The 11,211-nt window shown below is 60.5% G+C and carries 10 protein-coding genes, 1 tRNA gene and 2 pseudogenes; 6 read left to right on the forward strand and 7 right to left on the reverse strand.

The annotated features are described in order from the left end of the window. From FJ319_13640 to FJ319_13650, 3 genes are all read right to left on the reverse strand, one after another. Positions 1-132, reverse strand: a 132-nt coding sequence (locus FJ319_13640; GenBank protein MBM3935314.1) for an IS5/IS1182 family transposase, incomplete at its 3' end; no start/stop codon positions are given. A gap of 232 nt (positions 133-364) precedes the next feature. Then, positions 365-1,279, reverse strand: coding sequence for a methionine synthase (locus FJ319_13645; protein MBM3935315.1), 915 nt, complete (start codon positions 1,277-1,279; stop codon positions 365-367). Positions 1,280-1,344: 65 nt separating this feature from the next. Further along, positions 1,345-1,695, reverse strand: coding sequence for a hypothetical protein (locus tag FJ319_13650; protein ID MBM3935316.1), 351 nt, complete (start codon positions 1,693-1,695; stop codon positions 1,345-1,347). A 236-nt stretch (positions 1,696-1,931) separates the two neighbouring features. Here FJ319_13650 and FJ319_13655 point away from each other — a divergent pair, with 236 nt between their 5' ends. After that, entirely contained in the window at positions 1,932-2,927 is a 996-nt protein-coding gene (locus FJ319_13655; protein ID MBM3935317.1) for a sortase, read from the forward strand. 91 nt (positions 2,928-3,018) lie between these two features. Further along, positions 3,019-3,618, forward strand: coding sequence for a TlpA family protein disulfide reductase (locus FJ319_13660; GenBank protein ID MBM3935318.1), 600 nt, complete (start codon positions 3,019-3,021; stop codon positions 3,616-3,618). Positions 3,619-3,691: 73 nt separating this feature from the next. On the opposite strand, the gene FJ319_13665 is transcribed toward FJ319_13660, so the two are convergent. Both FJ319_13665 and FJ319_13670 read right to left on the reverse strand, forming a co-directional pair. Then, complete coding sequence (locus FJ319_13665; protein ID MBM3935319.1) at positions 3,692-5,392, reverse strand: AarF/ABC1/UbiB kinase family protein; 1,701 nt, start codon at positions 5,390-5,392, stop codon at positions 3,692-3,694. A 91-nt stretch (positions 5,393-5,483) separates the two neighbouring features. Further along, a pseudogene (locus tag FJ319_13670) lies at positions 5,484-6,518 on the reverse strand (virulence RhuM family protein). A gap of 153 nt (positions 6,519-6,671) precedes the next feature. Here FJ319_13670 and FJ319_13675 point away from each other — a divergent pair. Together FJ319_13675 and ygiD are read left to right on the forward strand one after the other, a co-directional pair. Then, positions 6,672-6,995, forward strand: a complete 324-nt coding sequence (locus tag FJ319_13675) for a hypothetical protein (GenBank protein MBM3935320.1) — start codon at positions 6,672-6,674, stop codon at positions 6,993-6,995. An 82-nt stretch (positions 6,996-7,077) separates the two neighbouring features. Further along, positions 7,078-7,899: pseudogene (gene ygiD / locus FJ319_13680) on the forward strand (4,5-DOPA dioxygenase extradiol). A gap of 65 nt (positions 7,900-7,964) precedes the next feature. Here ygiD and FJ319_13685 read toward each other — a convergent pair. Continuing rightward, positions 7,965-8,429, reverse strand: a complete 465-nt coding sequence (locus FJ319_13685; protein MBM3935321.1) for a hypothetical protein — start codon at positions 8,427-8,429, stop codon at positions 7,965-7,967. 402 nt (positions 8,430-8,831) lie between these two features. Between FJ319_13685 and FJ319_13690 the strand changes: the two genes are divergently transcribed. Continuing rightward, positions 8,832-10,478: a response regulator gene (locus FJ319_13690; GenBank protein ID MBM3935322.1), complete on the forward strand. Its 1,647-nt coding sequence runs from the start codon at positions 8,832-8,834 to the stop codon at positions 10,476-10,478. Between the two features lie 182 nt (positions 10,479-10,660). On the opposite strand, the gene FJ319_13695 is transcribed toward FJ319_13690, so the two are convergent. Then, positions 10,661-10,733, reverse strand: a tRNA-Pro gene (locus FJ319_13695). On the opposite strand from FJ319_13695, the gene FJ319_13700 reads away from it, so the two are divergent. Continuing rightward, the gene (locus FJ319_13700; protein MBM3935323.1) at positions 10,704-10,997 is read left to right on the forward strand and encodes a hypothetical protein; all 294 of its coding nucleotides are present in this window, start codon (positions 10,704-10,706) and stop codon (positions 10,995-10,997) included. The genes FJ319_13695 and FJ319_13700 overlap by 30 nt on opposite strands. Positions 10,998-11,211: the final 214 nt, after the last annotated feature.

An 11,211-nucleotide genomic window follows, 5' to 3' on the forward strand; every position in this document is an offset into this window, starting at 1 on the left:
GATATCTGACACCAGCTTTCCCATCTTTTCCCAGTCCACAACTTGGGCTATCCTCTCCAATCGCTCGTTACGCCCAACCTGCTCGGGAAGGAACGCTTCGATCATGGACGGGTTTCCCATATTGCGGCGCATGGCTCACTCCATTTTGCTATATCTTCCTCGCACAGGTATGATTATCGCCTCTACCTCGGGTTATGCAAAGGTCTCCCGAGGGAGAGGCCTTCGGGCGCTCTGGCCCGAAGGGTGAGGGCTGGCTGCTCAGGCGTTTACCGTACCCCGTACCCCTGTTGGGGGTTGGGAGGCAGGGATCCGGTGGCTGTTCGGCTGTTGACCAACTGCTAACTGCCAACGACCACCTGCCTCGCTATCGGCCCTCCTCCTTCGCCCTTATAGCGTCGCAGAACGCCTGTATGTGCCTTGGAGTGGTGCCGCAGCACCCGCCCACTATGTTTGTTCCAATTTCTGCTATCTGAATTAACTTCTGCGCCATCCACTCCGGCGTCTCGGGGTAGACGATCTGCCCCTTTCGAATGGCAGGTATGCCCGCGTTGGAGTGGACGATCAGGTAGCCGTCCGTAGCCTTGCGCATTATACCGGAAAGCTCAATCATCGCCTCCACGCCGTTGCCGCAGTTCGCTCCGACCACGTCTGCGCCGACGTCCCGCAGGTGCTTCACTGCCCGCTCCGGGGTAACGCCCATCATTGTGAACCAGCCGCGCGCGCCCTTATCGAACGTCATCGTCGTAATGACCGCGAGCTGCGTGTTCTCCTTCGCGGCCTTCACCGCCAGCGACGCCTCCTCCAAGGCGGTCATCGTCTCGATGCACACGCCGTCGGCGCCGCCCTCTTCCAGCGCCTTCACCTGCTCGGTGAACGAATCGTACATTTCGGACTCGCTCACCGCGCCCAGCGGCTCCAGGAACTCGCCCGTGGGGCCAACGGAGCCGAAGACGTAGTGGCCGCGCGATGCCACCGATCGGGCATGAGATGCCGCCAGGCGGTTAAGCTCCCGCACGCGGTCGCCGTGACCGTACTTCTTCAGTATGAACTTGCTGCCGCCGAATGAGTTGGTCAGCGATATCTCCGAGCCGGCGTTATAGTAGTCCGCCGACATCCGCCGCACCAGCTCAGGCTGGCTGGCGTTCAGCTCCTCCGGGCACCCGCCCGGCTCCAGGCCTCTCGCCTGCAGGTACGTGCCCGTAGCGCCGTCCGACACTACAACGTCGCCGCGCTTCAGTCTTTCCAGAAAAGCCGTCTTCCTCGTCTCAGTCTGTGTCATCTATTCAGGTCTTCTCTCTGTCCGTCTGTGATCTTCTTGACCAACTACCAACTTCTAACTTCCAACTACCTGCTCTCGCCGGCCATCCAGTGGTCTATCGCCCCCGGCTTTACGTCGCGCTTGCCCGCCCTGTGCAGGTCCCGGACGCGAGCGACAAAGTCCTCCGGGAAGCCCGTGTTGAACTGATCCGCCACCGCCGTCACGGCCTCTGCCGCGGAGCCCGGCACATCGCGGTACTCGCCCCAGCCCCAGGCGTTCAGGTAGTCGTCGCTGCCGTAGCTGCCGTCCATCATGGAAACGGCGTCCGCGCCCTGCTGGAAACGGTCGTCCAGCGGCCGGGATACCCTCCCGGCGTCGTCCTCCGCCTGGACCTGGACGGGGACCTCCTTCCAGTACATTACCCTGACTTTAGCCATTTAAACCTTTGCAGCGTTCTACAGATTGCGGAATCATTATAGCAGTGGGCAGTGGGCAGTGGGCAGTGAGCAGTCGGCCAGGCAGAATACAGGTGTTGGCTAACAGGTGTTGGGTGTTGGCTCGAATCTAACACCTAACACCCAACACCTGCCTTTCAGTCTGGCCGACTGCTGACTGCCGACTGCCGACTGCCGACTGCCGTATCTAACTGCTACAATGTGACGAAGGTGAATTGATGAACGCACGAACAATCGGAATTGCGCTGCTGGGCATAGGAGCGACCCTCCTGGTGCTCTCGGGCGCATACTACGCGTACGGCGCTTTTGCCAACGCAAAGGGCGATAGAGAGCTCAACGCGGAGACGGAACGCCCGGGCGGTCCCACGGCCGTCGCGGCGGCGTTCACTCCCACATCCGCCCCGGCAACACCCATCCCGCAGGCAAGCGCTACCAGTGCGCCGACGGCCGTCCCTACAGCCGTCCCGACCGCACCGCCTGCATCGACGCCGACCGCAACAGGCCCGGCCCCTGCCGCAACGCCGTCTGCCTCTGCAACGCGCCCGCCCGCCACGCCAGCCGCCGTGCCGGAGCCAACCGCCGCGCCCACAGCTTTATCCACCCCTGCGCCAACCGTAATACCCACGGCAGAAGGCATTACCGTTGTGGTGGAGCCGAAGCCTGAACAGCTTCAGACCAGCGGGGACCGCATGAACGCCAGCGTCCCGCCTCCCACGCAGCACGTCTTCGCCACCCGAATGATGATCCCGGCCGTGAATCTGGACACAGCCGTCAAGGAGCTTGAGGTGGTCTGGTCCGGCGGCAGTGCGGCGTGGGAGAACCCCAAATTCATAGTCGGCCACATTCCAACTACGGCGGCCCCTGCCGATGTGGGCCAGGGGTGGTACTTCGGCCACCTGGAGAGCCCCGTATACAATGAGGGCAACGTTTTCCAGCGTCTGCCGGAGCTTGCCCAGAAGTTCTACAAGGCCCAGCAGGAGAAGACGGGTGAGAAGTTTGAGGTACAGCTTGTGGCCGGCAACAGGCTGTACACGTACCAGGTATACAAGACCGAGTACATGCACAAGGACAAGCTGACTGTGACCGATTCACGCTTGCAGGACATCACCCTGGTGACCTGCTTCCCGCAATACGTGTACGACCACCGCCTGCTGGTCACCGCGTCCCTTGTAGAGGTGCGGGACCTGCCACAGACTGCAATGAGCTTTCGCTAACCATGAACTCGCTCACAAATCAACGCGCTTCGACAGGCTCTCCGGCTGTTCTGCCGTACCCCGTACCCGGCACCCCGCACCCGAGGTCCTCATGACCCCCGCCATCCGCGTAACTATCGTCACCGTGGGCGCACTCCTCGTCTTCGGCTTCATGGCCCTGCTCGCCTGGGGACTAGCCAACAAGTCGCCCGTCACCGGCATGAGCGGCTTCACACGGGTCAACCAGCCCGCGCCTGACTTCGCCCTGCCTTTGTTCGACGGAGCGACGACCACGCTTGCCGACTACCGAGGCAAGCCGCTCGTCATCAACTTCTGGGCCTCCTGGTGCGGCCCCTGCCGCGACGAGGCGCGCGCGCTGGAGCAGACCTGGCGGAAGTACCGCGACCGCGGAGTAGTGTTCCTGGGACCCAACATCCAGGACGCTGATCGCAGTGCCCGGTCGTACATCGCGGAGTTCGGCATAACATACCCCAACGGCCGAGACGCGCAGGGCCGCATGGCCATCGACTATGGCGTCGTGGGCATGCCGGTAACCTTCTTCGTCAACGCGGAGGGAATCGTCGTGCGCCGCTACGTCGGGGCGATGCCCCAGACCATCCTCGACCAGTGGGTCGGAGAGCTGGCCGCCGGCGTCTCGCCCTCAGGCGCCACCGAGGGCGCCAACCCGGAAGGGTTCAGGGAGATTGAATAGTGAATTTAGAATAGTGAATTATCGGACCGGGACAATCCGGCTGTTCAATTCACTATTCACTATTCTAAATTCACTATTCCTCCGTTCCTCCTCCCGAACGCAGGATGCTCACGGCCAGGTAGACGCCCATGCCCAGGGCGGCCAGCACACCCAGCCCCAGCAGGCCGCCGACCCAGCGCACGTCCTGGAAAGGAGTGTAGGCGGCAACGAGCTGAGAGAGGCCCACAATGAAGGCCGCGGTCAGAATTCCTACCACCAGACGGTTAAACATCCTCTCAAGCCGCTTGATCGTCGGGTCCAGCCCGGAGGGGTGGGCCTTGATTTCAATGTTGCCGCGCTCAAGGGCAGTCAGCAAGCGGCGCATGTGCCGGGGAAGCTCCACGGCAAGCTCCGCCGCGTCGTTGCTGGACCGCGCAAAGCGCTTGCCCCAGTAGATCGGTGAGAGCCTGCGCGTCACGGCGGACTGCGCGTAAGGCTTTATCACGGGCAGCATCTGGAAATCGGGGGCTATCCTGGTGCCCATCCCCTCCGCCATTGCGAGCGTCTTGAGGAGCAGGAACATGTTCGGAGGCAGGCGCAGCCGGTTGCGTCGGATCACAGTGAAGACTTCGGACAGCACCCTGCCCAGGTGTATCTCACCGAGGCTCCGGCCTGCGTATCGCGCCAGCAGGTAACGCAGGTCCCTCTGCAGGATATCCCGTGAGGTTGGGCTGCCCGTCACACCAGCCTCCATCAGCGCGTCCGCCAGGCGGTCCATGTCGTTGTTGCTGACGGCGATCAGGACCTCTACAAGGCGGTCCTGGGTGAGGTCATCCATAACCCCCACCATACCGAAGTCGATCAGCCCTATCCGGCCGTCCTCTTCAATGAACAGGTTCCCGGGGTGGGGGTCCGCGTGGAACATCCCGCTCTCGAACACCATCCTGAGCCAGATCCTGACGCCGTTCTCCGCCAGCTTCCGCCTGTCGATCCCGGCCGTCTCAATACGGCCCACATCGAACACCTTGATCCCTTTGATCCGCTCCATCGTGATAACGCGCGATGTCGTCAGGTCCCAGTAGATCTTCGGGATGTGCACTGTGGGGTCGTTCTCGAAGAACTTCGCGAAATGCTCTGCGCTCTGCCCTTCGCGCACATAATCCATTTCGAGCTGCAGCGCCTCTGCGAACTCCCGCATCAGACCGGGGATATCGTTCTGTCGCGCCCATATGAAGCGCCTGGCCGCCGTGTCCGCAAATCGCAGTAGCAGGTCCAGGTCCTCGTCCACGTGCACCACCACGCCGGGCCTGCGCACCTTCACCACCACCTCGGCGCCGTCCGTCAGCGTCGCAAGGTGCGCCTGCCCAATGGAGGCTGAAGTTAGCGGGTTCGGGTCGAACGAGGCAAAGAGCGCAGACGGCTTGCCGCCAAGCTCGGCGACGATCGCATCCTCCACCATGCGGTACGGGATCGGCGACACGTTGTCCTGCAGCCTGGATAGCTCCGCCAGGTATTCCGGCGGCAAAAGGTCGGCGCGCGTGGAGAGGATCTGCCCCAGCTTCACAAACGTCGTCCCCAGCTCCTCCAGCGCAAGGCGCACGTGCTCCGGCCGCGTGTGCACCCTCACGCGGCGGGGCTGGCCCCAACGCCACGGCGCCAGGCGGTCCACCCACCCACCCGCCACGTACCCCAGCCCGTGCCTGCCCAGCACATCCACAATCTGGCGGTACCGGCGCATGTGGCCCTTCTTCTGCCGGGCCTCCTGCTCAGTAACCTGCTGGAAGGGAAACGTCATCCGCGAACACTCCGTTGGACCATGAAATCCTGGGGCCTTTCAATTGTATTATGCAATTGAACAGGCCATGCATGGGTGCTGCCGAGTCCTGCTACTGGGCTTTCTTACGGCCAGATGCCTTCGGGGATGCGTTGATCCGCTTGACTGCCTTTTCGAAGTCACTCTCGTACGTATTGTCCTGGACCACTCGGAACTTTTCGTAGTGTCCTTCCGCCAGTTGTCTGGCGACCTCGTGAGAGACCGTGCCTGCGTTCGTCAGCACTTCGTACTCGTTGAATCGCAGGAAGCTGTCCAGCCTCTGCGCCCAGTCCGCCATCTTCATTGGAATCTGGCGGGCTGCCTGGTTTTCTGCGTAGTCCAGGTACATGGAGACAATCCGTTCCAGCTCCTTAATCTCTTTCTCGATCAGGTAGTTCTTGGCAACGGATACGTCCGACTTCAATATCTTGCCATTGGGAGCGTTCTTCCATGTCTTTAAGCCCATGTTGGGTTTATCAGACCCAGAGCGCTCCGCCACTAGCTCCGCCGCTGTTTTCCGGGTCACTGCCCAATGGAGCTTGTTCTGTACCGTTTTGAAGAAAGTCTTGGTGGTCTCAGCGTCTTTCCGATAGTCGATGCTGCACTGCTCGTATATGTCGGTAATCTTCAGATAGAACCGGCGCTCGCTGGCCGTGATCTCGCGAATCCGCTCGAGAAGCTCGTCGAAGTAGTCCTTCCCGAAACGCTTCCCCTGTTTGAGCCGCTCGTCATCCAGGACGAAGCCCTTGATGAAGAACTCGCGAAGGGTCTGCGTAGCCCAGATTCGGAACTGGGTCGCCTGAACGCTATTGACCCGGTAGCCTACCGAGATGATCGCATCGAGGTTGTAGAAATCGATCTCCCGATTCACATTTCGACTGCCCTCTTTTTGAACTATTAGAAATTTTCTAATAGTTGCGTCTTGCGACAACTCCCCGGTATCAAAGATCTATTTAAGGTGATAGTTGACCGTGGGGACTTCGACACTGAATAGTTCCGCCATCCGACGCTGGCTAAGCCAAAAGGTCTCGTCCTGAAAAAAGACCTCTACTTTTGCCGCACCTTCGGGCGTCGTGTAGAAGACGATCTCGCCTTCTATTCGCTGCATCTCGCTAGCCACAGGCACCCCCATTTCGATAAGCCCTCTAGCACATGTGTCCCATTCTAATTGGATAGACATCCAGCTTCAATACGTCGATGTCCACCTTTGAAATGTTGTACCCTTTGACGGTATAGCAACCTCGAAGACGGAGACAATGCGATGCCGGCGCGATGGCAAGAGTGGGAGAAGGCGAAGAAGGAAATTAAGGAGGACGCGACGGCGCGGAGCTCCGCAGTGGACGAGGCGCTGGGCGTGCTGCGCAGCTCGCAGAAGGCGGCGAAGGAGGACCCCAACGCACTGCGCTGCCCCATCTGCGGGGGAATGAAGTTCAAGACCCGCGAGAAGGGCAAGACACTTGTATGCCGCTCCTGCGGAATGCAGGTGCAGAATAGCGCGCCGCAGTCGAAAGAGAACGGGTCGGAGCCACATGCCTCGCCAGAGCCGGGAGGGCAAGACGCTCCGAAGGGTCCCGACCCGAAGTAAGCGCGCTCGTTGCCTCTAACGCCGCGGTCTATTTCTTTTCACTATCGGCTGCTGTGGTCCTGGAATACTGGAGGTATACAAAATGACGAGCACCAGAGAGAGCTTCGACCTGCTCGCCGGACTCCCGGCCTCTGTTCCGATGCCGGTGCTGTTTGTGGGTCACGGCAACCCAATGAACGCCATTTCCGATAACGTCTTCTCAAGATCGTGGGAGCGGGTAGGCGCAGGCCTGCCCCGGCCCAGCGCGATTCTTTGCGTCTAGGCTCACTGGCTCACGACGGGGAATACCAAAGTCTCAGCGGTTGAGATGCCCAGCACTATCCACGACTTCGGCGGGTTTCCTAAAGAGCTCTTTGATCTGGAGTACCCGGCCCCCGGCGCTCCCGACTATGCGAAGAAGACAATAGAGCTGGTTAGAAAAGCTGAGGTGCTGGCGGACTACCAGAGGGGCCTGGACCACGGGACGTGGTCGGTGCTCGTCAAGATGTTCCCCAAAGCCGATGTCCCCGTGTACCAGCTGAGCATGGACTACGCCAAGCCGCCCGAGTACCACTACGAGCTGTCCCAGGACCTGAAGAAGCTCAGGCAAAAGGGCGTGCTGATCGTCGGGAGCGGCAACCTCGTGCACAACCTTCGCGCGTTGCGATGGGAGGAATCGCCTTACGACTGGGCCGTGGAATTCGATAGCCGGCTTACATCTTTTATCGACGAGGGCAACGACGAAGGGGTAATAGGCTTCAGCAAGCTGGGCGCGGCCGCGAAGATGGCCCACCCAACAATCGACCACCTGCTGCCGCTCATGTAAACCCTCGGCGTAAAGGACAAGGGCGACCGGATCGAATACTTCAACGACGATTTCGATCTTTCGTCAATCTCTATGCGGTCCTTCATCGCCAGGCCATAACGGGCCCCTGGACGGGTTTTTCATTCCACGGCAAAATCACGAGGCGAGACACTGACCCGGGTGCGTCAGTCGAGGCCGTAGCCCCGGGAATTAAATCTCTCAATGCGGCGGTTGGTCCAATTGGACGCAAGCTCCAGGACGAAGTCGTTGAGTATATAGTCCACAACCAAATCGGTATTGTACGAGATCTCCGGGTCTTCCTCGGGGTCCCACTCGGAACCTTCGCGCGTTTGAAGCCAGACGGCGTCATTCAGCTCGGACTTGAGCGCGCGCAGCTCCTGCTCGATCAGACTCCCGGCAAGGCCAACGTAATGGTCCCACAGGCCGGACTGGTCCCCCTGCACCTGAACGCACATCTCATCCCAAACGCTGGCCAGCCCGCTGTCATCGCCCGATTGCATCCCGTCTGTCATGCGCTGGAGACTGCGGACCGTCTTGCGGGCAATCCTCTCGCACTCCCGCTCCGCTACGTATTTAATAATGCGGTCCCGGGCGTCCAGGCCGCCGGCGATTATGAGCACGTCTTTCACGGCCGTCCTCCGTTGAACACCAGGCTATGCCTCGGGATGCGCAGGCCAAGCGCATGATAATGCGCTGTCAAGTGACAGGCAAGGGAGTCGTCTACCCGTTGCTGATTTACTCTGGACCAGCCCCTCCGCCCTGCCCAGGCGCGCATGACGCAAGACTGTGGGCGGTGCCGCGTGGTCTCGAACTCGAGAGAAGGTGTGCATTCCGGCCCAAGCCCCAAGCGGAAATGTAACGTTTTCGATGGAAGTGGCGTAAACCTAGTGTAGTGCTATCGTTTCGCGTTGCCCATGTCGCTCGCACTGCCGATCGCCCCTCTACTAGTTTGAGCAGCAGGGCTTCACAAGATAGTGCCTCACTCCGGCCGGAGTCTCGACCAGGCCCCGGAACTCAAGGTGGCGGGACTAATGCATACCTCCCCCGAAGCTTCCCCTCTCGTCGATCAGCTCGCGACAGCACGAAAAAGAATAGCGCAGCTGGAGTCCCAACTCGCACAAGCGTCGAGAGCCGCAGGCGCCGGGTCGGCTGCACAGGCCCGATTCAAGGCGACACTCGATCAACTCCTCGAAGGCTGCCAGATCATCGGCTTCGATTTCCGGTACCTGTACGTCAATGACGCGGTCGCGCGACACGGGCGGCGGACCAGGGAGGAGCTGATCGGCCACACGATGATGGAAGTCTATCCCGGTATCGATGCATCTCCCTTCTTTACACACCTCAAACGGTGCCTGACAGACCGAACGCCCCATCGCATGGTCAACGAATTCACCTTCCCGGACGGCGCCAAAGGGTGGTTCGAGCTAAGCATCCAGCCTGCCCCTGAAGGAGTGTTCATCCTTTCCGTGGATGTCTCTGCCCGTCACCAGGCAGAGACCGCGCTCGTTCAGAGCAACCGTGATCTCAAACAGCCCATCGCCGAGCTGCGGACCGCCCAGTCCCGTTTGATGCGACAGGAGCGCCTCAGCGCAATTGGGAAAATGGCCGGCGGAATCGCTCATGACTTCAATAACAACCTCATGCCGGTCCTGGGTTACACGGAGCTTCTGCTGACCGACTCCGAACTACTCGACGACAGGGAGAAGGTCCTGGAGTCGCTACGGATGGTCAACTCCGCGGCCCGCAATGCGGCGAGCACGGTAGTGCGGCTGCGTGAGCTTTACAAGCCGTCAGAAGAGAACGAGAATCTTGCGCCCTTCGACGTGAATGGCCTTGTCCGGCAAGTCGTGGTCCTTACCCGTCCGAAGTGGAGGGAAGAGGCCCAGGCACGCGGGGCACACATCGAGGTCCTGACCGATCTCGGGGTACTCAGGCCACTCAATGGTCTGGAGAGCGAGCTGCGCGATGTGCTCACAAACATGGTCTTTAACGCGGTCGATGCTATGCCGGATGGCGGGACGATAGTCCTATCTACAAAACAGGATGGAGACCACATCGCCGTTGCCGTTAAGAACACCGGGGCCGGGATGACCGACGAAGTGCGGCGCCGATGTATGGAGCCGCTCTTCACAACGAAGGGCAATCGAGGGACTGGCCTGGGGCTTGCTGTGGCTCATACAGTCGTACAGCGGCGCAATGGGACAATCGATATACAGAGCGCCCCGGGGAAGGGGACGACCATACAGATCCGTCTCCCGCTGCAAGCAGAGCCTGCAATCCCGGCGCTTCAGCCGGCGGTCCACGGCGCGACAAGGCGTCTGCACGCCCTGGTGGTGGACGATGAGTACATACTGAGAGAGGTTGTTGCAGCGTACCTCACTATCGACAGGCACACTTACGAGCTGGCGGCCAACGGCATGGAAGCACTGGAGAAGTTCAAAGCCGGACATTTCGACATCGTGATAACCGACATGGGAATGTCGGAGCTTTCAGGGGACGAGCTTGCGTCGGCGATAAAGCAGATTGATCCCAATCAGCCCATAGTCATGATCACCGGTTTCGGTGAGATGCTCCAGGCAGTCACTCAGCGCCCCACGCAGGCCGACCTCGTGGTGCCTAAGCCGTTCACGCTGGCCCAGCTGCGCGAAGCGATGTGGAAGGTTACGAACAAAGAGTGAGTGCTCGTTGCCTTGCGCGCCCATCAAGCAATGGGACAGTCGCTCACGACGGGCAGACCGGGGCCAAGGCCACAAACGAAATGTGCACCGCCACCTTGAGTGGCTAAGTGATCAAAGCGAGGGTGATGGTCTACCGGTAATGATGTGAGGACTGGCTGTACGTTGCGGAGGAGGAGAAGAAATCGGGGTGCCGGGACTTGAACCCGGGACCTCCACGACCCGAACGTGGCGCGCTACCAACTGCGCTACACCCCGACAAAGAGCCACCCGTTAATAATAGCCGGGTATTGCCGGAACGGCAAGGCCTGTGTGAAAGTAGTCATCGTCCACACTGGCAAGGAGGAGACGATGTCCTACCGCACCGAGTTCGAGAACGGCAGGCCCATCCAGGCGGACTTCTGCGACGTGAAGCCGCTGTGCATCGAGCGCGCCCGCTACGATTGCGCCCGCCACCAGCAGGAGCGCCTCTGCGCTCGCCACTCCTGGTCCACCTACCGGCCTGATGCCCAGTATGCCTAAAGCGAGTGCCCCGCATCCAAGATCATGGGCCTGCAGGAGGCAGCGCGGTACGTCATTGAGTTCGAGGGCGGCGCGTTCGATTACGGTCGCGACGAACGCCTGTAGCGCCCGCGGCGATGTCAAGGGGCAGTGAATCTGTCAGTGTTTAGGGTGCAGTGATTTTGTCAGTACGGTTCGTCTCCATGGGTGGTCTGCAGCCGGCTTATGGGCGGTG

This window comes from SAR202 cluster bacterium, from assembly GCA_016872355.1.
GTDB lineage: Bacteria > Chloroflexota > Dehalococcoidia > Lucifugimonadales > VGZY01 > VGZY01.

Bases quoted from the DNA above. Each gene is read 5' to 3' on its own strand.
- FJ319_13675 (MBM3935320.1), top strand. From the start codon at position 6,672: ATGCCGGCGCGATGGCAAGAGTGGGAGAAGGCGAAGAAGGAAATTAAG.
- FJ319_13645 (MBM3935315.1), bottom strand. From the start codon at position 1,279: ATGACACAGACTGAGACGAGGAAGACGGCTTTTCTGGAAAGACTGAAG.
- FJ319_13660 (MBM3935318.1), top strand. From the start codon at position 3,019: ATGACCCCCGCCATCCGCGTAACTATCGTCACCGTGGGCGCACTCCTC.
- FJ319_13650 (MBM3935316.1), bottom strand. From the start codon at position 1,695: ATGGCTAAAGTCAGGGTAATGTACTGGAAGGAGGTCCCCGTCCAGGTC.
- FJ319_13690 (MBM3935322.1), top strand. From the start codon at position 8,832: ATGCATACCTCCCCCGAAGCTTCCCCTCTCGTCGATCAGCTCGCGACA.
- FJ319_13665 (MBM3935319.1), bottom strand. From the start codon at position 5,392: ATGACGTTTCCCTTCCAGCAGGTTACTGAGCAGGAGGCCCGGCAGAAG.
- FJ319_13655 (MBM3935317.1), top strand. From the start codon at position 1,932: ATGAACGCACGAACAATCGGAATTGCGCTGCTGGGCATAGGAGCGACC.